At 68.5% G+C, this 22,432-nt stretch carries 21 protein-coding genes; 8 read left to right on the forward strand and 13 right to left on the reverse strand.

The features are described from left to right. Positions 1–303: 303 nt before the first annotated feature. From flgL to M0G41_RS16030, 12 genes are all read right to left on the reverse strand, one after another. On the reverse strand, positions 304–1,530 hold the full coding sequence (flgL, locus tag M0G41_RS15975; RefSeq protein ID WP_248210927.1) for a flagellar hook-associated protein FlgL: 1,227 nt from the start codon (positions 1,528–1,530) through the stop codon (positions 304–306). After that, positions 1,527–3,416 (reverse strand): flagellar hook-associated protein FlgK, encoded by a 1,890-nt coding sequence (gene flgK, locus M0G41_RS15980; protein ID WP_248210929.1) that lies wholly within the window; start codon positions 3,414–3,416, stop codon positions 1,527–1,529. Before flgK ends, flgL begins: the two co-directional genes overlap by 4 nt. A 3-nt stretch (positions 3,417–3,419) precedes the next feature. Continuing rightward, a complete protein-coding gene (flgJ, locus tag M0G41_RS15985) occupies positions 3,420–4,430 on the reverse strand; it encodes a flagellar assembly peptidoglycan hydrolase FlgJ (protein WP_248210931.1) in 1,011 nt (336 codons plus the stop codon). Positions 4,431–4,438: 8 nt separating this feature from the next. Continuing rightward, on the reverse strand, positions 4,439–5,545 hold the full coding sequence (locus M0G41_RS15990; protein WP_425511266.1) for a flagellar basal body P-ring protein FlgI: 1,107 nt from the start codon (positions 5,543–5,545) through the stop codon (positions 4,439–4,441). A gap of 263 nt (positions 5,546–5,808) precedes the next feature. After that, on the reverse strand, positions 5,809–6,474 hold the full coding sequence (locus M0G41_RS15995) for a flagellar basal body L-ring protein FlgH (protein ID WP_248210933.1): 666 nt from the start codon (positions 6,472–6,474) through the stop codon (positions 5,809–5,811). Positions 6,475–6,485: 11 nt separating this feature from the next. Next, positions 6,486–7,271: a flagellar basal-body rod protein FlgG gene (gene flgG / locus M0G41_RS16000; protein ID WP_248210935.1), complete on the reverse strand. Its 786-nt coding sequence runs from the start codon at positions 7,269–7,271 to the stop codon at positions 6,486–6,488. 19 nt (positions 7,272–7,290) lie between these two features. Beyond that, a complete protein-coding gene (locus M0G41_RS16005) occupies positions 7,291–8,034 on the reverse strand; it encodes a flagellar basal body rod protein FlgF (RefSeq protein WP_248210937.1) in 744 nt (247 codons plus the stop codon). A 79-nt stretch (positions 8,035–8,113) separates the two neighbouring features. Continuing rightward, positions 8,114–9,334 carry a flagellar hook protein FlgE gene (gene flgE, locus M0G41_RS16010; RefSeq protein WP_248210939.1) on the reverse strand — a complete coding sequence of 407 codons (1,221 nt, stop codon included), beginning with the start codon at positions 9,332–9,334 and terminating at the stop codon, positions 8,114–8,116. Positions 9,335–9,355: 21 nt separating this feature from the next. Then, positions 9,356–10,009 (reverse strand): flagellar hook assembly protein FlgD, encoded by a 654-nt coding sequence (locus M0G41_RS16015; RefSeq protein WP_248210941.1) that lies wholly within the window; start codon positions 10,007–10,009, stop codon positions 9,356–9,358. An 11-nt stretch (positions 10,010–10,020) separates the two neighbouring features. Further along, on the reverse strand, positions 10,021–10,425 hold the full coding sequence (gene flgC, locus M0G41_RS16020; protein WP_248210942.1) for a flagellar basal body rod protein FlgC: 405 nt from the start codon (positions 10,423–10,425) through the stop codon (positions 10,021–10,023). A gap of 10 nt (positions 10,426–10,435) precedes the next feature. After that, positions 10,436–10,861, reverse strand: a complete 426-nt coding sequence (gene flgB, locus M0G41_RS16025) for a flagellar basal body rod protein FlgB (protein WP_248210943.1) — start codon at positions 10,859–10,861, stop codon at positions 10,436–10,438. A gap of 115 nt (positions 10,862–10,976) precedes the next feature. Further along, positions 10,977–11,924 carry a chemotaxis protein CheV gene (locus tag M0G41_RS16030; RefSeq protein WP_248210944.1) on the reverse strand — a complete coding sequence of 316 codons (948 nt, stop codon included), beginning with the start codon at positions 11,922–11,924 and terminating at the stop codon, positions 10,977–10,979. Between the two features lie 87 nt (positions 11,925–12,011). Here M0G41_RS16030 and flgA point away from each other — a divergent pair, with 87 nt between their 5' ends. From flgA to M0G41_RS16060, 6 genes are all read left to right on the forward strand, one after another. After that, positions 12,012–12,659: a flagellar basal body P-ring formation chaperone FlgA gene (flgA, locus tag M0G41_RS16035; protein ID WP_248210945.1), complete on the forward strand. Its 648-nt coding sequence runs from the start codon at positions 12,012–12,014 to the stop codon at positions 12,657–12,659. 86 nt (positions 12,660–12,745) lie between these two features. Continuing rightward, a complete protein-coding gene (gene flgM / locus M0G41_RS16040; protein WP_248210946.1) occupies positions 12,746–13,048 on the forward strand; it encodes a flagellar biosynthesis anti-sigma factor FlgM in 303 nt (100 codons plus the stop codon). Between the two features lie 13 nt (positions 13,049–13,061). Further along, the gene (locus M0G41_RS16045) at positions 13,062–13,394 is read left to right on the forward strand and encodes a flagellar protein FlgN (RefSeq protein ID WP_248210947.1); all 333 of its coding nucleotides are present in this window, start codon (positions 13,062–13,064) and stop codon (positions 13,392–13,394) included. 79 nt (positions 13,395–13,473) lie between these two features. Next, on the forward strand, positions 13,474–14,727 hold the full coding sequence (locus M0G41_RS16050; RefSeq protein ID WP_248210950.1) for an NAD(P)/FAD-dependent oxidoreductase: 1,254 nt from the start codon (positions 13,474–13,476) through the stop codon (positions 14,725–14,727). A 34-nt stretch (positions 14,728–14,761) separates the two neighbouring features. Further along, complete coding sequence (gene hutG / locus M0G41_RS16055) at positions 14,762–15,580, forward strand: N-formylglutamate deformylase (RefSeq protein WP_248210952.1); 819 nt, start codon at positions 14,762–14,764, stop codon at positions 15,578–15,580. Positions 15,581–15,924: 344 nt separating this feature from the next. Continuing rightward, a complete protein-coding gene (locus M0G41_RS16060) occupies positions 15,925–17,406 on the forward strand; it encodes a DUF4139 domain-containing protein (RefSeq protein WP_248210954.1) in 1,482 nt (493 codons plus the stop codon). A 785-nt stretch (positions 17,407–18,191) separates the two neighbouring features. Here M0G41_RS16060 and M0G41_RS16065 read toward each other — a convergent pair. Beyond that, on the reverse strand, positions 18,192–19,196 hold the full coding sequence (locus M0G41_RS16065; protein ID WP_248210955.1) for a CBASS cGAMP-activated phospholipase: 1,005 nt from the start codon (positions 19,194–19,196) through the stop codon (positions 18,192–18,194). A gap of 133 nt (positions 19,197–19,329) precedes the next feature. On the opposite strand from M0G41_RS16065, the gene leuS reads away from it, so the two are divergent. After that, on the forward strand, positions 19,330–21,942 hold the full coding sequence (gene leuS, locus M0G41_RS16070; protein WP_248210957.1) for a leucine--tRNA ligase: 2,613 nt from the start codon (positions 19,330–19,332) through the stop codon (positions 21,940–21,942). Then, positions 21,942–22,421 (forward strand): LPS-assembly lipoprotein LptE, encoded by a 480-nt coding sequence (locus tag M0G41_RS16075; RefSeq protein WP_248210959.1) that lies wholly within the window; start codon positions 21,942–21,944, stop codon positions 22,419–22,421. Before leuS ends, M0G41_RS16075 begins: the two co-directional genes overlap by 1 nt. The last annotated feature ends 11 nt before the right edge of the window (positions 22,422–22,432 follow it).

A 22,432-nucleotide genomic window follows, 5' to 3' on the forward strand; every position in this document is an offset into this window, starting at 1 on the left:
CGAACGGTGTCGGGACGTGGCGGTAGTCGGTAGTCGGTAGTCGGTATTCGGGAGTCGGTGCGGGGCTGCGGAGGTCGGCTGGTGCAGCTGCCGATGCGTCCGACCCAGGCCGTTCGCCCTGAGGTATCGAAGGGCGCTCGGCCCCACTACCGCGCCGCAACGCCCGTGCAACCCTATAGGGTGCGCCTGGGCGCACCGGCGCACCTTCCCTGACAGCCCGTATCGGTGCGCCAAGGCAGCACCCTGTAAACAAGCGCCGCCATGAACGGTTTCAGGGCCGGGCGGCGCCGACCGGAACGGCGCTTAGCGCAGCAGGTTGAACATCGACAGGTTCTGCACCCTGACGAAGCTCTGCTGGGCGGCCTCCAGCGACTGCAGCTGGAAGGACAGCCTGCTGATCGCCTCGGCGTAGTCGGTGTCGCGGACGTCGCTGAGCGTGCCGCGCAGGATCTCGTCGTCGGACAGCCGCTGGGTCTCGGCCCGATCGACGGTCGCCAATCGCGCGCCGACCGCGGCGCGCTTGTCGACGATCTGGTTCGCGGCGCCCTGCAGGTCCTCGATCACCGCATAGAAGGCGTTCTGCCGCGCGGCCTTGTCGGCGGGCGTGATGTTCGGCAGGTTGACCGCGTCGATCAGCGACTGCACCGTCTGGAAGATGTCGCGGTTCGGCGCGGGACGCACGCCGAAGGTATCGCCGTCGGCCGGGGTTCCGGTGACCGCCAGCTGGACGCCATTGAACTCGATCGGCGCGCCGGGCATGTACGGCCCGGTGGCGACCACCGCATTGGGCGGATTGTCCTCGGTCACCGTCCACTGGATCGAGGGCGGCGGGCCGGGCAGATCATTGAAGGTGACGGTGTAGGGCAGCTCCGTCCAGGCCTGCTGGTCGGTGAACCCCGCGCTGGAGAGCACGCCAGTGCCCCCGTTCGCCGCTCCGGCGCGCACGGCGATCTCGCCGGTGCCGGTGCGGATGCGCTGGAAGATCTCGCTGCCCGGATCGGAATCGGGCACGGTCAGCTCGGGGCCGATCTCGACCCGTCGCTGGCGCTGGTCGCCGAAGTAGTCGAAACCGCCGGCAGCATTGGGCAGGAAGGGCGCCGAGCCGTCGCTGGTACCGCCGAACAGGTATCGCCCGGTGCCATCCGTCGAGTTGGCCAGCTGGACCAGGCCTTCCTTGATCAGTTCGACCTCCTTGAGCATGCCCTGGAGCGACTCGGGGGTCTGCACGGCCGTGTTGGCCTGGATCGCGAGTTCGGATACCCGCTGCAGGTTGAGGGTCACCTGGCGCAGGACTTCCTCTTCGCGCTGCAGGCGGTTCTGAAGCAGGTTTGCGTTGTCCTGCCAGCGCGCCAGCTCGGCCAGCGAGCGGTCGACGGCCTCGGCCACGCCAGCGCCGATCGGGTCGTCCTTGGCGGTGACGATACGTCGACCCGAGGACACCTCGAGCTGGGTCCTGTTGATCTGGCTCTGCTGCCGGAGCAGCTGGAAGACCGACTGCTCGAATATCGACTGGCTGGAAATCCGCGTCATCGCTGCACCGCACCGAGTAGCGACTGGAAGAGGGTATCGGCGGCGTTGATCAGCTGCGCCGCCGCCTGGTAGGCCTGCTGGAAGCGCAGCAGGTTGGCGGCCTCCTCATCGAGGTTCACCCCCGATTCGGACTCCCGCACCTGCTGCAGTTGGGACTGGATTGCCTGCTGGCCCTGCAGCGAGAACTCGGCCCCGCGGGCCGCTCCGCCGATGCTCGAGACCATGCCCCTCAGGGTTTCGTTGAGCGAGCCGATCCCTCCGTTGAGGGCGAAGGCGTCATCGAGTTGGGCCAGTCGCAGCGCATTGGCGTTGTCGCTGGAGTTGGCGCCGGTGGGTCGCACGCTGAAGTTGTCGCCTGGCGAGGGCGGGGGCGCAAGACGCAGCTCCCAGCCGTTCACCGCGATCACGTCGCCGGGTGCCCAGGCGATCGGCGGGCCGGCATTGATCGTGTAGTTGTTGGCGTCGATGAAGACGATGTCGACCGGCGTGTTCAGGCCCGGGTCGTTGCGATCGGTGACGGTCAGCGCAGGCACCGAGTCGCCGACGTTCGCAACCGCCGCGCTGACCCGGACCGGCCCCGCTGCAGCAATGCCGCGCGGGTCATTCATGACCCGAGTGAGTCGTCCGGCTGCACCGGCGGTGGGCTGGACCAGGAAGGAGTCGCCGGCATTCGGCGCGCCGGACAGGACCAGGGACAGCCCATTGACCAGCAGCGGGTCGCCGGGGGCGCCGGTGCCGGTCATCGGCAGAGGTGCGCCGGTCAGGGCGTCGCGCGCACTGAAGCTCACGCCGTCGAAGTTCAGCTCGATATCGGCGCCGGTCAGCGCGCCGATGTCGGCGATGCTGGCGGTGAGGCTGCCGCTTCCGGTGTTGCCGAGGCCGGCCAGGGCGGGGATCGAGGGCTGTCCGAAGATTGGCCCGCCGGGATTGCCGTACAGGTCCACGCCCTGGGCGTTCTGCTGGTTGACCAGGAAGGCAAGGCTGGTGGCCAGCAGGCCGACGCTGCGGCTGGTCGGATCGAGCACGTCGCGGCGGAAGTCGACCAGGCCGGAGATCTCACCGCCCAGCGATTCCTCGGGCAGGCGGATCGGGGCGCCCTGGCCCTGCAGCACGATGTTCAGGCGCTGCGGCTGCAGCGGGTCGGGCTGGGTGGAGATGTCCAGCGAGCGGCTGCCGATCACCAGGGCCTGGCCGCCCAGGGTGAACACGTTGAGCGAGCCGTCCTCCTGCACCGTGGTCGTGATGCCGATCTGCCGGGTCAGCTTCTGCGCCAGCAGGTCGCGCTGGTCAAGCAGGTCGTTCGGGGGCTGGCCCCCGGCGGAGGCCCTCTGTCGGATGATCTCCTGATTGAGGCGGGCGATCTCGCGACTCAATCGGTTGGTCTCGAACGCAGCGGCCTCGAGTCGACCATTTACCTCCAGTTCCAGCGAGTCCAGCTGGGTATCGAGGTAGCGGAAGCGGGTGGCCAGGGTCTCCGCGGAGGCGAGGTAGGACTCGCGGGCCGAGATCGAGGACGGATTGGTCGAGATCGCCTGGGTGGCGTCGAAGAAGCCCGACCAGCTCTGGGTCAGGCTGGTGCCTGCATCGGTAAAGCTCGCATCGATCCGGTTCGACAGCCGGGACAACTCGGTCAGCCGACCCAGTTCGGCGCCGGAGAACAGCAGACGACCGGCGTTGAAGTCGTCGACCAGGCGGCGCACGGTGTCAACCTGCACGCCGGCGCCGGCGAAGCCCGCACCGCTCGGGGCGCCGATGCGGTTGGAGAGCTCCACCCGCTGGCGGCTGTAACCCTCGGTGCCGACATTGGCGACGTTGTGGCTGACCGTCGCCAAGGCGCGCTGGAAGGCGAGCAAGGCGGAGGTGCTGGTTCCCAGGATTCCGCTCATGGCTTAGGCGCTCAGGGTGGCGGCGTCGAGGCGGGCCAGCGCACGGTCGAGGGTCGGGCCCTCGGCGATCGCGGCCACCTTGGCGGCGTAATGGGGGTCGGTGGCATAGCCGGCGCGCTGCAGCGCCTGGGCGAAGGCGCGGGTGTCGGACTGGCCGACCACCTTGGCGTAGCGCGGGGAGTTCTTCAGCAGTGCGACGTAGTCGGAAAAGCCATGTTCGGTGCTGCCGTAGGCGCGGAAGCTGGCCTGCTCGCCCACCTCACGGCCGTTGACGAATTCGCGCGTGGCGCGGGTCAGCGATTCGCCCTGCCAGCCTCCGCTGGCCTTGATGCCGAACACGTTGTTGCTGGGCGTGCCGTCGGCGCGCCGCGGCAGGTGCTTGCCCCAACCGGTTTCGAGCGCTGCCTGGGCGAGGATGGCTCGCGGCGACACGCCCAGTTCCGCGGCGGCGCGCTGCGCGTGCGGCCACATCTCGCGGACGAAATCCTCCGGGTTGCCCGGCACCGAACTGGCATAGGCGGTGGCCGGCGAACGGTCCAGGTCAGGGGTGCGCTGCAGGGCAGGGGAGGGCTCGTCGACCGCCAGCGCGCCGTGCGCCCTGGGATGGCCTTCGGCGGCGTCGATGCGCGAGATCGGGATTGGCTGCGCCAGCGTGGGGCGCAGCTGCTGCAGGGTCGGCTGGCGGGCGCGGTAGGCTTCCAGTCCATAGCTGGCCTGCGCTGCGGCAGCGGCGCCGTCCGCGGCCTGCGTCTCGCCCAGCGAGCGCCGGATCATCGGCTGCAGACCAAGACCCTTGCCCTTGGTGATGACATTGGCCAGCTCGCGGTCGTACAGGTCACGGAACTGCCCGGCGGCGCCCGGAAACATGGAATCGCCCATCGCCGACTGCCGCATCATGCCGATCATCATCTTGGCAAACTGGCTTTCGAGCTGGCGCGCGGCATTCGCGATCGACTCCGGCGAGTTGCCGGTGTCGACGGGACGCAGCGCGAGCGAGGCGGGGCGAAGTTCCATGGCGATTCCTAGATGACCTCCAGTTCGGCGCGCAGGGCGCCGGACTGCTTCAGGGCTTCGAGGATGGCGATCAGGTCGCCGGGCGCGGCGCCGACTTCGTTGACCGCGCGGACGATCTCCTCCAGGGAGACGCCGCCACTGAACAGGAACATCCGACTCTGCTCCTGGACCGCCTCGATGTTGGTCTGCGGCGTGGCGACGGTCTGCCCGCCCGAGAAGGGGCCGGGCTGGCTGATGTTGGTGTTCTCGCTGATGGTGACGGTCAGCGAGCCGTGGGTGATCGCCGCTGGCAGCACCTTGACCAGGCCGCCCATGACGATGGTCCCGGTGCGCGAGTTGACGATGACCTTGGCGCGCGCCTCGCCGGGGTTCACCTCGAGATTCTCTACCCGGGCCATGAAGGCGACGCGGGCGGTGACATCGGTCGGCGCGTTCACCGCGACGGTGACCGCGTCGAGGGCCCGGGCCGCGCCCTCGCCGAAGGTCTGGTTGAGGATGTTCACCAGGCGCGCCGCGGTGGTGAAGTCGGGCTGGTTGAGGTTCAGCATCAGCTCGCCGCCCTGGCCCAGCGGGGTCGGCAGGGAGCGCTCGACCATGGCGCCGTTGGGAATGCGGCCCGCGGAAGGCACGTTGACCGAGATCCGCGAACCATCATTGCCGGAGACGCCGAAGCCGCCGACCACCATGTTGCCCTGGGCGATGGCGTAGATCTGGCCATCGGCGCCCTTCAGCGGGGTCATCAGCAGCGTGCCGCCGCGCAGCGAGGCGGAGTTGCCGATCGAGGACACGGTGACATCGATCTGTTGTCCGGGCTTGGCGAAAGCCGGAAGCTCCGCATGCACCGCCACCGCGGCGACATTCTTCAGCTGCGGATTGACGTTGCTCGGCACGGTCACGCCCAGCTCGTTTAGCATGTTGCGCAGGCTCTGCACGGTGAACGGCGCCTGGCTGGTCTGGTCGCCCGTACCGTCAAGGCCGACCACGAGGCCGTAGCCGACCAGCGGGTTGCCGCGCACGCCGGCCACCGACGCCAGATCCTTAACGCGCTCGGCGTGGGCGGTGGTGACGACGACGCACAGCAGCAGGAACGCCAGGGCAATCCGCGAAGAACGCAAAGCGCGCGAAAGGCGCGGCGAGACCTTTGGCAGGGCGGAGCCTTCGCTCCTGCTCTTGCGAATCCCCACCGAGCGAAGCGAAGGCGCAGGCGGCGCAGCCGCCGTTGCCGCGAAGCGGCCGACCGAGCGCAGCGAAGGCGCAGGCGGCGCAGCCGCCGTTGCCGCGAAGCGGCCGACCGAGCGAAGCGAAGGCGCAGGCGGCGCAGCCGCCGTTGCCGCGAAGCGGCCGAATTCCGAATTCCGAATCCCGGCTTGAACGGCTCTCATGGCATCACCACCGCGAAGAAGCGCGAGAGCCAGCTCTGCGCGTTGGCCTGGCCCATCTCACCGCGCCCGGTGTAGACGATGCGCGCATCGGCGACCCGCGAGGAGGGGATGGAGTTGTCCGGCTGGATGTCGGCCGGGCGGACGATGCCCTGGATCTGCACGACCTCGTCCGAGCGGTTCAGGCGCAGCAGCTTCTCGCCGCGCACCAGCAGGTTGCCATTGGGCAGCTTGTCGACCACGGTGACCGTCACGCTGCCGGTCAGGCTCATGCTCTTGTTGGAGGAGCCGGCGCCGGAAAAGGTGTTGTCCGACCCGATCGAGGTGGTCAGCGGGTTGCGGCCGTTGATGGTGACCGGCGCGCCGAGCACGTTCGGCGCCGCCATCTCCAGCTCGGTGGAGCGCGAGGTGTTGGTGGTCGAGCTGGTCTGGGCGACGGTGCGCTCGGACAGGGTGATGGTGATCAGGTCGCCCGGGAACCGCGCGCGCTGATCGGAAAACAGCGCCAGGCCGCCGCTGCCCTCACGATAAATGGCCCCGTCCGTGGCCGGCGCCGGGCGCGGAATCGCGCTGGCCGATAGCGGCGAGAACGCCGGATCGGGTCTGGGCGCCGCTGCGCAGCCGGCGAGGGCGAGCAGGAGGGCGATGAGGAGGGGTCGGGTCATGGCGTAGCGCCTTAGGTGTTCTGGTTCAGGAAGGCCAGCATCTGGTCGGTGGTCGAGATCGCCTTGGCGTTCATCTCGTAGGCACGCTGGGTCTCGATCATGTTCACCAGCTCCTCGACCACATTGACGTTGGAGCTCTCCAGCATTCCCTGGACCAGGGTGCCGAGGCCGTTGACGCCGGCCGTGCCCTGGGTGGCCGGTCCGCTGGCTGCGGTTTCGAGAAACAGGTTCTCGCCCTTGGCCTGCAGGCCGGCCGGATTGATGAAGTCGGTCAGGGTGATGTTGCCCACCTGGACCGGCGCCGCCTGGCCGGCGACCGTCACGCTCACCGTGCCGTCGACGCCGATGGTGACGCTCTGCGCGCCGTCCGGAATATTGATGCCCGGCTGCAGCGGATAGCCCGAGTTGGTCACCATCTCGCCGTTGGCGTTGATCTGGAAACTGCCGTCGCGCGAGTAGGCGGTGCTGCCGTCGGGCAGCAGCACTTCGAAAAAGCCGCGGCCATTGATGGCGATGTCCAGCGCGTTGTCGGTGCGCAGAAGGCCACCCTGGGCGAAGGACTTCTCGGTGGACACCACGCGCACGCCGGTGCCGGTCATCAGGCCGGAGGGCAGCTGGTTCTGCTGGGTGTTGTTGCCGCCGGGCTGGCGGATGTTCTGGTAGAGCAGGTCCTCGAAACTCGCCCGCGAGCGCTTGAACCCGGTCGTGTTGACGTTGGCCAGGTTGTTCGAGACCACCGACATGCGCGTTTGCTGCGCGTCCAGTCCGGTCTTGGCGATCCACAGTGCGGGGTACATGGCTTGCTCCTCTTGCGCGTTACGACAGGCGCATCAGCGATGCGGAGAGACGCGCGTTCTCTTCGGTGGACTTCATCAGCTTCACCTGGGCCTCGAACTGGCGCTGCAGCTCGATCATGTGAACCAGGGAACCGGCGGCGCTGACATTGCTGCCTTCGAGCGCGCCCGAGGTCAGCGACACGCCGACCGCCGGCAATGGGGCCGGGGCGTCGGCCGGCTGCCGGAACAGGCCGTCCGGGCCGCGCGTGAGCTGGGCCTGGTCCGGGCGGACCAGCTTGAGCCGGCCGACCTCGGCCAGCGTCTGCGGGGTCTGGCCCTCGGGGACGATGCTGATGCCGCCGTCGGCGCCGATCAGCAGTTTCTCCCGCGGCGGCACACTGACCGGACCATTGGGACCCAGCACAGGACGGCCGCTGGCCGTAGTCAGCTGGCCATTGGCCCCGAGGCGCAGTTCGCCGGCGCGGGTGTAGGCCTCCTGCCCGGCGTCATCCAGCACCGCCAGCCAGACGCCCTCATGCAGGGCCACGTCCAGTTCGTTGCCGGTGTTCTGCAGCGGGCCCGTGCTGGCATCGAAGCCGACCTTGGCCTCACGCACGTCGAACCGGGTAGGCAGGCCGCGTCCGGGCACCTGGAACTGCTCGGTGTGCACCAGCTCGGCCTTGAAGCCGTTGGTGCTGACGTTGGCCAGGTTGTGCGCGACGGCGCTTTGCGCGCGCATCAGCGCCGAAGCGCCGGTCATCGCGGTGTACAGGGCCTTGTCCATGCTGCGGGCTCCGGGGTGGCCGGCGCCGGTTATCCGGCGCCCTGGGGTGACTCAAGCAACCGCCGTGCCATCCTTGGCATCAGCGGATATTGATGACCGTCTGGGTGACCTGATCCTGGGTCGAGATCATCTGGGCGTTGGCCTGGAAGTTGCGCTGCGCGGTGATCATGTTCACCAGCTGCGCGGTCAGGTCGACGTTGGAGGCCTCCAGCGCGCCGCTCTGGGTCAGGCCGAAGGAGCCGCTGCCGGCCGTGCCGAGCAGCGGCTGACCGGATTCGAAGCTCTCGCCCCAGACGTTGTCACCCAGTTCCTGCAGGCCCTGGGGATTGGCGAAGCTGGCCAGCACCAGCTGGCCCAGCGGTTGCGACTGACCGTTGGTGAAGCGGGCGAAGACCACGCCGGTGGGTGAGGTTTCGATGCCGGTCAGGCGGCCGGTCGTGAAGCCGTTCTGCGACAGTTCGCTGACCGAGAACGCATCGCCATACTGCGTGGAGCTGGCAAGGTCCAGGGTGATATCCAGGTCGGCCGCGCCATTCATCGGGTCGTAGGTCGGCAGGGTGAGCGTGCCGCCGGCGGGGTTCACCAGGGTGCCGGTCTCGCTGTAGGTCACGGTGTTGGGCCCGCCGACCGCATTGCCGTCGACATAGGCATAGGCCTGCCACTCGTTCTCGGTCGCGGTGCGGACGAAGTACAGGGTGGCGACATGGGCCGCGCCCAGCGAGTCATAGACGGTCAGCGAGGTGGTGTGGTTGTAGCTGCGCGGATCGGTCGGATCGAAGGTGGCATTCACCGGTGGGGTGGCGTTGGCGGGCAGGTTGAGACCAAGGCCGATGTCGGTGGTCGCCTGGGGCGCGGCGTCGCCGATCGCCACCTGCAGGTCCTGCAGTCGGCCGGTATCAAAGGTATTGGTGCCGGCGATCGGCGGAAACACCTGCACCCGGTGCCCGGCAGGGTTGACCACGAATCCATCGCGGTCGGCCTGGAAGTTTCCGGCCCTTGAGTAGACTGCGGCGCCGTTGTCGGACAGGCGGAAGAAACCGCCGCCCGAGATGGCGATGTCGAGGCCGTTCTCGGTGAATTCGATGCTGCCCTGGCTGAACTGCTGGGCGATGGCGGCAGTGCGCACGCCACTGCCGATCGCGGTCCGCGACAGGCCGAAGGTCGAGGTCGCGAAGACTTCCGAGAACTCGGCGCGCGAGCCCTTGAAGCCGACGGTGGCGACGTTTGCGATGTTGTGTGAAGTGACGTTGAGGTCGGCGGCGGCCGCATTCAGGCCGGACAGCGCGGTACGGAAGGTCATGGTTTGATCCTCGTGGGTGTATCAGCCGATCCGGCGAACGGCGGCGAAGGGGATGGATCCACCGCCGACCAGATTCAGGATCAGGCCGCCGGGGCTGAAGGAGACGCTCTCGATGCGGGCCTCCACCTGGGTCTCCAGGGCGATGGAGGTGTTGTTCTGGTTCATCCGTGCGGAGATGCGGTAGACGCCGGCAGGTGCCTGCTCACCGGCGTCGGTGATCCCGTCCCAGTTCAGGGGCAGCTTGCCGGGGCCGTTGGCCTCGACGGTCATGCGCCTGACCACCTCGCCGCTGGCATTGGTGATCTCGACCTCGACGCGGCCGGTCGCCGGTGCCTGGGTCTCGCCGCGCAGACTGCCGCCTTCGGCAAGCTGGAAGGTGCTGCTCGAAACCATGGCCGTGCGGTCGATCAGGCTGGCCGCCTGCAGCGCCTGGTCGTCGAGCTGGGCACTTGCGAACGAATTGAAGCTGCTCTGCAGGCCCTGGATGCCCTGCACCGTGGAGAACTGGGCGAGCTGGCCGAGGAACTGGTTGCTGTCCAGCGGCTTGAGCGGATCCTGGTTGCGCAGCTGCTCGGTCATCAGGCGCAGGAAGTCGGCCTGGCCGAGGTCACGCTGGTCGGTCTTGGCGCGCTTCTGGTTGCCGATGAAATCAACGGCGGTGGGAACGATCTGCATCAGCGGGCTCCTCAGCGGCCGATATTGATGGTGGCAAGCGCCAATTCCTTGGCGGTGTTGAGCATCTCGACGTTGGCCTGGTAGCTGCGCGCGGCGGAGATCATGTTGACCATCTGCGCCACCGCATCGATGTTCGGGGCATAGACGTAGCCTTCGGGGTCGGCCAGAGGATGGCCCGGCTCGTAGCGCTTGATCGGCGCGGCGGCAGACTCGGCAACGCCGGTCACGCGCACGCCCTGGATCGCCGGGTCCTGCCCCACCGCAACCGACTGGAACACCGGATCGCGTTGCCGGTAGACGTCCTTGGGGTCGGTCGCCACGGTTTCGGCGTTGGCCAGATTGCTGGCGACGGTATTCAGTCGGGTCGACTGCGCGTGCATGGCGCTGCCGACCAGCTGGAAGATGGTCATCGACATGGCGTCCTCCCTACTGGCCGGTGATGGCCAGCATCAGCGAGCGGGCCCTGCCCTCGAACATGTTCAGGGTCACCCGGTACTCGAGCGCGGCCTTGGCAAAGGCGGCGTGCTCCAGCTGGCTGTCGACGGTGTTGCCGTCGAGCGCCGGCTGCATCTCATCGCGCTGGAAGCGGGCCAGGCGCCCGATCTCGGCGACGTCGGGCGGGGCGCTTCCGGGCTGGCTGGCGCTGGGCGCCATCTCCAGCTGATCACCCAGCGGCGCGGCGCCGGGAAGGTTCGAGGCGTGCCGCAGGGCGGTGGCGAAGTCGAGGTCCTGGGCCTTGTAGCCCGGGGTGTCGACGTTGGCGATGTTGCTTGCGATCAGATCCAGGCGCTGCTGGCGCAGGCTCAGGGCATTGGCGTGGATGCCGAAGATCGTCGAAGTGATGTCGGCCATGGCGGCCTCCTGGCGGTTTTCCGCCGGGAAGACAGCAAGAGCCATGCCATGGGCGGGGTCGCGAGCGGGTCGCTCGACGAATCCGCGGGTTATTCCCTAGCGCGAGGCCGCCCGATCAGGCGGCGTCCATTTCCTCGACCGCCTGCGCGAGGCGCACGCGTACGTACTCCGCAAGGTCGGCAGGGCTGAACTTGGCGACGAAGGCATCGGCGCCCACCCGCTCGACCATGGCGTTGTTGAAGATGCCGGACAGCGAGGTGTGCAGCAGCACGTAGAGATCGGCGAGCCGGGCATCGCGACGGATTTCCGTCGTCAGGGTGTAGCCGTCCATCGACGGCATCTCGATGTCCGAAATCACCATGGCGTAGCGCTCGGTGACATCCTCGCCCTGGGTGGCCAGCGATTTCAGGTGGTCGAGCGCCTGGCGACCGTCCGGCAGCAGCACCGCCTCGACGCCCAGCTCCTCGAGCACGCGCTGAATCTGGGTGCGCGCCACGCGCGAGTCATCGACCACCAGCACGCGCAGCCCGGTGCCGATGAACTCGCCGGCACCGGGCAGCCCGGAGCCGACCTCGAGCGGGCGGATCTGCCTCGCCTCGGCGAGGATTCGCTCGACGTCGAGGATCTGGATCAGCTCGCCCTGGTAGCGGGTGACTGCGGTCAGGTGGGTAGTGCCCTGACCGTGCTCCGGTGGCGGATGGACCTCCTCCACCGCGATATTGACGATGCGTTCGACCGAGCTGACCAGGAAGCCCTGGATGGAGCGGTTGAATTCGGTCACCACCAGGTACTGGGCATCGGCCTCGTTCGAGGCGGGGTGGGAGATCGCCTGGCCGAGGTCGATCACCGGCACCGTGCGGCCGCGGATGTCCGCGCTGCCGAGTACCTGCGGGGGCGCGTGGGGCAGGGCGAACAGGGTGGGGCGGCGCAGCACCTCCTGCACCTTGAATACGTTGACCCCGAACAGCTGTTTGCCGCCGAGCCGGAAAAGCAGCAGCGCCAACCGGTTGTGGCCGGCCAGGCGGGTTCGCTGATCGATGCGGTTCAGCAGGTCGCGCGACATGACGACTCCATCGGCAGGGGGTCGGAATACTTGAGGCGGCACGTCCCTTGCATCGCCCCGGCACCGCTTCAACACGCCGGGCATGTCATGGTTCGCTGGTCCTCCCTGCTCATACTAGTACCGTTTGCCGTTCACGGGGCGGCAACCTTTCATCCGGTCGACGACATCGCGCGCGCCGCCGAGTCGGCCCTGGCCGCCGGGCCGGACACCGAGGTGGCTGCGGCGGTCGACCCCGGCTTGCGGCTGCCGGCCTGCAGCGCTGAGCTGGCCGCGGTGATGCAGAGCGCCACGACCGCCGAGGTCGCCTGCCCGACGGAGGGTTGGCGACTCTATGTTCCGCTGCGCGTGCAGCGCTACGAGTCGGTCTACGTGCTGCGTCGGCCGGTGGCTTCCGGCGAGCGCATCGGTGGCGACATGGTGGCCGTCGAGCGCCGCGAGGTTTCGCGCCTGCCGGGCGGAGTCATTCCGGCCAATCAGCCGCTGGACGGGCTGACCGCACGCCGCGCCCTGGCGCCCGGTAGCGTGCTCATGAGCCATGACGCCCAATCGCCCCGGGTGATCCGGCGCGGCGACCCGGTGGTTCTGGTTTCCCGCGCCGGCGGCATCGAGGTGCGGGCCAACGGAAAGGCGCTGGGCGCGGCCGGGGTGGACGAACGGGTCAGCGTCGAGAACATCAGCTCCCGGCGGGTGGTCAACGGCCAGGTGCTGCCCAGCGGGGAAGTCCTGGTGCGCTGAATGCGGATGCGCAAGTGTGACGCGGTCGACTAAAGTTCTGCCGCGGGCGGCCGATAAGGTCCGCAGAAGCTCTGGAGAAGTCCGACATGAACACCAAGATCGACGGTTTGACATCACCCGTCACCCGCTCGACCGGATCCCCGGCCAAGGCCCCGGCAGCGCCGGCGCCCGGCAAGGGCGGGGCGGCTGCGGGCGTCGATGACAGCGTCAAGCTGAGCGGGGATGCGGTGGACATCGTGGCATTGGCCAAGAGCATGGGTGGCGCCCCCGCCTTCGACGCGGCCAAGGTGCAGGCAGTGCGTACGGCGCTGGAGACGGGCACCTACCGCATCGACGCCCAGGATATTGCCCGTCGACTGGTCCAGCTGGAACGCCAGCTGGGACTGTAAAGGAGTGTCGCCGATGGTCGCCCAGGCAATCGATGCCCTGTCCTATGCGCTCGAGGACGAGCGCCGTGCCTTGGCCAGCAATGATGCCGAGGCGCTGCTCGACGCGAACCGCGCCAAGCTATCGGCGCTGCAGGTGCTGGAGGGAAACCCGCCGCCGCCGGAAAGCCACCAGCGCCTGCGTGAGCTGATGGACCTCAACCGGGCCAACGGCAACCTGCTGGCGCGCCGCCAGCGCGAGGTGCGCTGGGCCCTGCGACACCTCGGCCGCACCGAAACCGCCAGCGGCTATGCGCGTGATGGCCGACTGTCCTCCGTGGCCTCCGGGCGAGCGCTCGGCATCGGCTGATTGTGCCGGCCGGCCTCTGCGCCGGCGTCTTCAGGTCCACTCCATCTCGTTGCGCTGCAGCCTTGCGTAGACTGTAGCGATGGAAGCTTCTGCCAAGGACATACTCGTCGCCGGAGGCGGTGTCATCGGCCTGAGCTGCGCGCTTGAGCTGCTTGAACGCGGCCGCGAGGTCACCGTAATCGACGCCGGCCGACTCGGCGGCGGAGCCTCGCACGGCAACTGCGGCACCATCACGCCCAGCCACGCTCCGCCGCTCGCCGGTCCCGGCGTGATCGGCCAGGCCCTGCGCTGGATGCTGCGCTCGGACGCCCCGCTGTACATCCGGCCGCGCTGGGATCCGATGCTCTGGCGTTGGCTGCTCGGCTTCGCCGCGCGCTGCAACCGGCGCGACTGGCTGGCCAGCAGCCAGGCCAAGGGCGCCCTGCTGACCGCCTCGCGCCGCGCCCTGCAGGACTGGGTGGAGCGATTCGGCCTGGAGTGCGAGTTCCGACCCAGCGGGCTGATCTATGCCTTTCGCACGCAGCGCATGTTCGACGAGCACGCCGGCTACGCCGACATGCTCCGGCAGCTCGGTGTCGAAACCGAGGTCTGGGCGCCCGAACGCCTGCGTGCCGAGGAGCCCGCCCTCAAGGACGGCATGGCCGGAGGCCTGCACTTCCCCGGCGATGCCTGCCTGCGCCCGGATGCGCTGGTTCGTGGCCTGGCCCAGCGCGTGCGCGAGCGCGGCGGCGAGATTGTTGAAGGCTGTTCGATCGATCGCGTATCCGCCGAGCCACGGCGCGCCTGGGTGGCGCTCTCCGATGGTCGCCAATTGGACGCGCGGCACCTGGTGCTGGCCACCGGGGCCTGGTCGCCGCGCTGGTCCCGGCAGCTCGGCCTGCGTATTCCGATCCAGCCCGGCAAGGGATATTCGATGACCTATGAGCGGCCCGACCAGGCCCCGCGCCGCCCGCTGGTGCTGAAGGAGCGCTCGGTGTGCGTCACCGCCTGGGGCAGCGGATTCCGTCTCGGCAGCACGATGGAGTTCAGCGGCTACGACGATCGCCTCGACCCGGTGCGCCTGGGCGCGCTCGAACGCGGTGCCTCGGAGTACCTGCACCAGCCGACCGGCCCCTCGCGGGTCGAGCAGTGGTACGGCTGGCGGCCGATGTGCGTGGATGACCTGCCCCTGATCGGCCCGCTGCCGGGGCGCGAGTCGGTGCTGGTGGCGACCGGCCACGGCATGATGGGCGTGAGCATGTCGACCGCCACCGCCCAGCTGGTCGGGGCAATGGTCTGCGGGGATGCGCTGCCCGTCGACGCCCACGCCTTCCGCCCCGAGCGCTTCCACTAAGGCAAGGGCCGAGCCGGGGCACTACACTCTCAAGATGGACGACTTCTGCCTGGAACGCGGCCGTCTGCCGCTGCTGCTGAGCCTGCCCCACGACGGCGTCATGCTGCCCGGGGACATCATCCGTCGCTTGACGCCCGAGGCGCGCGCGGTGCCCGACACCGACTGGCATGTCGGTCGGCTCTATGCCTTCGCCCGTCAGCTGGGTGCCTCGGTGCTGCGGCCCACCTGGTCGCGCTATGTGGTCGACCTCAACCGGCCGCCCGACGATGTCAGCCTCTATCCGGGGCGCGCGACCACCGGCCTCTGCCCGGCGCGCCGCTTCACCGGCGACCCGCTCTACCTGCCCGGCGAAGAGCCCTGTGCCGAAGAGATCGCCGAGCGCGTGACGCGTTACTGGCAGCCCTATCACTCGGCGCTGCGCGAGGAGCTGGACCGACTGCGCGACCTGCACGGCTACGTCCTGCTCTGGGAGGGTCACTCGATCCGCTCCGAGGTGCCCTGGCTGTTCGAGGGCCGGCTTCCGGACCTCAACCTCGGCACGGCCGAGGGCAGCAGCTGCAGCCAGCCGGTGGAGCAGCGAATCCAGGCGGTGTGCGCCGGGCAGGAGGCCTATACCTGGGTGCTCAACGGGCGCTTCAAGGGTGGCTATATCACCCGCCATTACGGCGATCCCGAAGGCGGCATCGATGCGGTCCAGCTGGAACTGGCGCAGTGCACCTACATGGACGAGGACAGCACGGCCTTTGACGCGGCCCGCGCCGCCCGACTTCAGCCCGTGCTTTCGGCCCTGATCGAGGCCGCACTCGGACGCCGCCCGCGGATGGCCAGGCGGCTGGCGGCCAAGGCTGGCTGACGCGGGATCGGCGCGCCTAACCCGGACATCTCATGAGGGGGCGCGGATGATCGCGCCGGACCTGGCGCCGAGGGCAAGGCGCGACGAGCCCAAGTGGTGGGCCCACTTCGGTGAGGAGCAACGCGGCGATCGGCGTCAGGGACAAGCGAGGGCCGCGCCAGCCATGAATCGCTTCGGCGCGATGTGTCCAAAGCGGCGCTTCAGGGAATCCCCGACCAAAGGCCCAGTGCGGGGCGATTCATGGCGACCTCGTGAAATGTCCGGGTTAAACCCCGCTTCGCGTTCAGCTGCGTTGGATAGGATGCCGAAGCACTGCGGCACCCCATTCCATGAGGACCGACTCCATGCGCCGAACGCTGCTTGCCCTCGCCATTGTCGCGCCCCTGGCCGCACAGGCCGAGGCCGACTACAGCCTCACCGTCTATTCCAGCGCCCAGCCCGGACAGATCGACACCGAGCGGCTGGCCCAGTACGGCGACCGCCTGCCGGGCTACGCCCTGGTTCGCGATGCCCGGAGCATGCGCCTTGAGCGCGGCGCCTCAACCCTGCGATTCACCGATGTGGCGGCGCGCATCGATCCGACCACGGTGAGCTTTGCATCAAAGACCGATCCCGAGGGCACCCGGGTGGTGGAGCAGGCCTACCAGTACGACCTGGTCAGCAGTGCCAGGCTGCTGCAGCGTTTCATCGGCGAGACCATCAGCGTCGACCAGCCGGTTGGCGACGGCCACGAGCGGATCAGCGGAACCCTGCTCTCGGCCGACGGCGGCCTGACCCTGGCTCTGCCGGGCGGTGAGATCGCCACCCTCAACAGCTGGAGCGGGGTGCGTTTTCCCTCCCTGCCCGGCGGCCTGATCACCCGCCCGACCCTGGTCTGGACGCTCGATGCCCGGCGCGGCGGCGAGCACGAAGTGCAGGTGGCCTACCAGGCCAACGGGCTCACCTGGTGGTCCGACTACAACGTCACCCTCGACGAGACGCAGGGCTGCCGGATGGACCTCGGCGCCTGGGTCACCCTGGTCAACCAGTCCGGCGGCAGCTTTCCGAACGCCCGCCTCAAGCTGGTGGCGGGTGAGGTCAACCGCGCCCCGGTGCCGGCGCCGCCGGCGATGATGGCCCGCCGCGAGATGGTGGCCATGGACGCCATGGCCGACGAGGGCTTCACCGAATCCGGCCTGTTCGAGTACCACCTCTACACCCTGGGTCGGCGTACCGATCTGCCGGACAACGCCACCAAGCAGATCGAGCTGTTCCCCACCGCCCGCGGCGTGCGCTGCAGCAAGCAGCTGGTGTTCACCGCGGCGCCGCAGATGAACGCCTACTACGGCGGCCCGCAACTCGACCAGGGCTATGCCGCCACCAGCCAGGGCGAGGTCGGTGCCTTCATCGAGTTCGAGAACCGCGAGGACAACGGGCTCGGCATGGCCCTGCCCGCCGGACGGGTGCGGGTCAACCAGGCCAGCGGCAGCGATGGCAGCCTCGAGTTCATCGGCGAGGACATGATCGGGCACACCCCGCGCAACGAGAAGCTCAGCCTGAAGCTGGGCAAGGCCTTCGACGTGGTCGGCGAGCGTCGTCAGGTCGATTTCCGGGTCGACACCGAAGCCCGCTGGCTGGAGGAGAGCTTCGAGGTCAGCGTGCGCAACCGCAAGGAGGAGCCGGTCGAGGTCCGCGTCCGCGAGTATGCCTACCGCTGGAGCCAGTGGACCCTGAAGTCGCAGAGTCACCCCTCCGACAAACGCGACGCCCAGACCTTCGACTTCCCGCTGAAGATCCCCGCCGACGGCGAGGTCAAGCTGCGCTACACCATTCGTTACACCTGGTGAGGAAGCTGCACTCCGTTCGGGCGTGTTCGTTTCGGGCGCGGAGTGCGCCTTCGCCCCGGTCCATCAAGTGGGCCGGTTTCCTGTGGGAGTGCCCTTGGGCGCGACCGCGGCGTATCGGATTCACCCCAGACCTCGGCCAGAGCGGAACCCCGCGGTCGCGCCCAAGGGCGCTCCCACAGTCGGGATTCGTCGGGCGTCAGCGAAGCCACATTGGGTGTGCCTTGGAGCACCCAATGGGCCTTCGGACGGTACGTCGGTGCGGCCAGCCGCACCCTATGGGGCTTCGTTGGGCGTCAGCGAAGGCCCATAGAGCGTGCCTTGGCGCACCGATACGGGCGTTCGGAGGGTACGCCCGGTGCGGCCAGCCGCACCCTATGGATGTCTTCTTTGCGCCCTTCCTTCGCCTTGGCGGGCAGGGGGAGACGTTGCGGGAGCCGACCCGCGTGGAACGCGGGGCTCCCTGTTCCGCCCGGGCTGCTCGCCATCAACCCATCGACTCGGGCATCGGCGCGCGCCAAAAAAATGCCACCCGGCCGAACCGGGCGGGGCCGGGCTCGGGCCAGGGTGGCGAGCGAGGGTGACAGGACCACCGCGCCGGGAAGGGACCGGGGCGTGGACCGGGGCGAAGCATTCCGCGTGCCCGGCTCAGATCCTGAGACGGTGGGTAAAGCGCCGCTTGATGGGGCAGGGTGGCTGATAAGATGCCTAAAAAACATATATTTAGGAAGTATATCTAAAGCTGTTTCGCACATGCGTGCAGCGTGTTGGGAGCGCGCCGCCAGGTCTCATTCGCCGGGCGGCGCCAGCCGGAAGTAGCGACGCAGCGCATCGAGCGGCATGGACCGCAGGGACTTCCGGGCGAGGTCAGCGAGCAGTTCGGCGGCGGCGGGGGTGGCGATGTCGATGCCGAGTCCCTTGCCACGCGGCCAGGGCGCATCGAGGCGCAAGTAGCGCTTGCCGAGGCGGTCTTCCATCATCGCCTGAACGTGCTGCTGCTGGACCGAGATCAGGGTCAGCAACAGCCGCCCCTCGTCCAGCCAGCCCACCGCGCCGTCGCTGGCTTCCACCTCGGTCTCTGGTTGATAACCAGCAGTGGCGGTGCCGATCGAGAGCATCCGTACCTGCCGCGGGACGATGCCGAGGAAATGCTCGGCCTCGTGAAGGGCCACCTGGTCCGGAGCCACGGCAAACAGCCCACCGTCGGCATACAGCCGGCCCTCGATCTTCACGGAAGGAAAGAATGCGGGCGCGGCCGAGGTGGCCATGGCCACATCCATGGCCCGCAGGTGGGCATCGCCTCGCGAGCCGTGGGCGTGGGGTGTCTTGAATACCTTGGTCAGACTGCGGCTGACGTCGACCGCCGGGATGACCACCGGGCGGACCGCATCGGCCAGGGTCCGCTCACCCAGTTCGGCCCGAAGCGCCTTGTGCAGCGCATTGCCAGTGTATTTCGGACCCATCACCTGGCGGGTCAGGTCGAACAGGCGGCCCATCCGGCTGGCCGGCAGGCCGCGCGAGGAGAAGATCTGCTGGCCTCGCTGGATGAATATCTGCACCACGTTGGCCATGGGGATCTCGAAGGCCAGCGCCAGGGCGAGGATGCCGCCGACCGAGGTGCCAGCAATGAGGTCGAAGCGGCGACCCAGCGGCGCTCCGTTCCATGCCTCCAGTTCGGCCAGTACGGTGGCGGTATACAGGCCCAGGAACCCTCCGCCGGCCAGCGACAACACGCGGAACGGGGGGAGGCGGGGCTTGGCCGGCTTGCTCGGCTCTGCGGAGGCTTCGGCCATGGGCGATCGGCTCGCTGGGAGTGGCCTGCCACGATAGCCTGCTGCAGGCACTGCGCGCTGCTTCCGCCCCATGCTGCACTGCGATACCCTGCGCGGTCTTTCCCGAATCCGCCGACCAGGCCGCCAAGCGCCCATGCAAGACAGCTACGAGCCCTCAGCCATCGAATCCCGCGCCCAGCAGTTCTGGGAGCAGCAGCGCGCCTTCGAGGTCGTCGAGGACACCTCGCGGCCGAAGTACTACTGCCTGGCGATGCTGCCGTACCCGTCCGGCTCGCTGCATATGGGTCATGTGCGCAACTACACCATCGGCGACGTCATCAGCCGCCACCGGCGCATGCTCGGCTACAACGTGCTGCAGCCGATGGGCTGGGACGCCTTCGGCCTGCCGGCCGAGAACGCCGCGATCAAGAACAAGACCGCCCCGGCGAAGTGGACCTACGCCAACATCCAGCACATGAAATCCCAGCTGAAGTCTCTGGGTTACGCCCTTGACTGGACCAGGGAGTTCGCCACGTGCAGGCCCGACTACTACCAGCACGAGCAGCGCATGTTCGTGCGCCTGTTCGAGAAGGGGCTGGTCTATCGCAAGAACGCGGTGGTGAACTGGGATCCGGTCGACCAGACCGTGCTGGCCAACGAGCAGGTGGTCGACGGTCGCGGCTGGCGCTCCGGCGCCCTGGTCGAGAAGCGCGAGATCCCGCAGTGGTTCCTGAAGATCACGGCCTACGCGCAGGAACTGCTCGACGAGCTGGATCGGCTGGATGGCTGGCCGGACTCGGTCAAGACCATGCAGCGCAACTGGATCGGCCGCTCGGAAGGCCTCGAGATCGATTTCCAGGTCGAGAACAGCGAGGAGGTGGTGCGCGTCTTCACCACGCGGCCCGACACGCTGATGGGCGTGACCTACATGGCGGTCGCCGCCGAGCACCCGCTGGCCCAGCGTGCCGCCGGAAACAGCGCCGAGCTGGCGGCCTTCATCGCCGACTGCCGACGCGGCGGCGTCTCCGAGGCCGAGCTGGAAACCCAGGAAAAGCGCGGCATGGCGACCGGGATCTACGCCCTGCACCCGGTCAGCGGCGAGCGCGTGCCGATCTGGGTCGCCAACTTCGTGCTGATGGGCTACGGCACCGGCGCCGTCATGGCGGTTCCGGGGCACGACGAGCGCGACTTCGAGTTCGCCACCAAGTACGGCCTGCCGATCAGGCAGGTGATCGCCATCGAAGGCGAGACCTACGACGCCACGCAGTGGAACGACTGGTACAGCGACAAGACCCACCCGGCGATGCGCACCGTCAACTCGGGTGCCATCGACGGCCTTGATTATCGTGGCGCGTTCGACAAGATCGCCGAGCTGCTCGGCGACAAGGCCGAGCGCCGGATCAACTACCGCCTGCGCGACTGGGGCGTTTCGCGGCAGCGCTACTGGGGCTGCCCGATCCCGATGGTGCTGTGCCCGAGCTGCGGCGACGTCCCGGTTCCGGAAGACCAGCTGCCCGTGGTGCTGCCCGAGGACGTCGCCGATGCCTTCGCCAAGGGCACGGTCATCTCGCCGATCAAGGCGGATCCGGAGTGGCGCAAGACCTCCTGCCCCAAGTGTGGCGGACCCGCCGAGCGCGAGACCGACACCTTCGACACCTTCATGGAGTCGTCCTGGTACTACGCCCGCTACACCTCGCCGGGCGCAGCCGACATGGTCGACGAGCGCGCCAACTACTGGCTGCCGGTCGACCAGTACATCGGTGGCATCGAGCACGCCATCCTGCACCTGCTGTATTTCCGCTTCTACAACAAGCTGCTGCGCGACACCGGCTTCATCCATGCCAGCGAGCCGGCGACGAATCTGCTGTGCCAGGGCATGGTGATCGCCGAGACCTTCTACCGCGAGAACGCCGACGGCTCCAAGGACTGGATCAACCCCGCCGACGTCGATATCGAACGCGACGAGAAGGGCCGCGTGGTCGGCGCCAAGCATGCTGCCGATGGCCAGCTGGTGCAGGTCGGCGGCGTCGAGAAGATGTCGAAGTCGAAGAACAACGGCGTCGACCCCCAGCAGATGGTGGACCGGTACGGCGCCGACACCGTGCGCCTGTTCTCGATGTTCGCCGCGCCGCCCGAGCAGAGCCTCGACTGGAGCGAGGCTGGCGTCGAAGGCATGGCGCGCTTCCTGCGACGGCTGTGGAACCAGGTGCAGCGTCACGTCGCCGGCGGCGCGGTCGCGGCGCTGGATGCGGCGGCCCTCAGCCCCGAGCAGAAGGTCCTGCGACGCAAGCTGCACGAGACGATCGAGAAGGTTGGCGACGACTACGCCCGCCGCTACACCTTCAATACCGCGATCGCCGCGGTGATGGAGCTGGTCAATGCCCTGGTCAAGGCCGGCGACGATGCCAGCGAGCAGGGCAGGGCGGTGGCCCACGAGGCCTGGACCGCGATTGCCCTGCTGCTCAATCCCATCGTGCCGCATACCTGCCATGCGTTGTGGCAGGCCTTGGGCAATGCCGAAGTGCTGCTGGAGTCGATTCCTTTCCCGAAGGCGGACCCCGAGGCGCTCAAACGCGATGCGGTGACCCTGGCCGTGCAGGTCAACGGCAAGCTGCGCGCGCAGATCGAGGTCGCCGTGGACGCGCCGCGCGATGCCATCGAGAAGCAGGCACTGGGCGAGCCGATGGTGCAGAAGTTCACCGAAGGGCTGACCGTCCGCAAGGTGATCGTGGTGCCGGGCAAGATCGTCAACGTGGTGGCGGCCTGATGCGCCTCCTGGTGTTGCTGCTGCTGTGCATGGCGCTGGCCGCCTGTGGCTTCCAGCTGCGCCAGGAGCTCGCCTTGCCGGCCGGTCTCGACGCGATCCGGGTCGAAACCGGCGACCCCTACGGCCCGCTCCAGCGCCGCCTGGAACAGGCCCTGCAGCGCGCCGGCGCCAGCACCGCTGCCGGCTCTCCGGCGGTGCTCCGCGTGCTCAACGCGCGCATCGAGCAGAAGCCGCTGTCGATCGGCATCGGTGGTCGGGTGCAGGAGTATCTGCTGCAGTACACCGCCGAGATCGAGCTACTGGACGGGGCCGGGCGTGCCATCCTGCCGCGGCAGTCTCTGGAGCTTGAGCGTGAGTACCGCTTCGACACGGCCGACGCGCTGGGCTCGCCCGGCGAGGAGGAGGTGCTCCGCGAGGACCTCGAACGCGCCATGGGCGAGGCGATCCTGCGGCGGGTCGACGCCGTCCTGCGCGGCTGAGGGCGCGGGAG

This window comes from Pseudomarimonas salicorniae, from assembly GCF_023156535.1.
GTDB classification, from domain to species: Bacteria; Pseudomonadota; Gammaproteobacteria; order Xanthomonadales; family Xanthomonadaceae; genus Pseudomarimonas; species Pseudomarimonas salicorniae.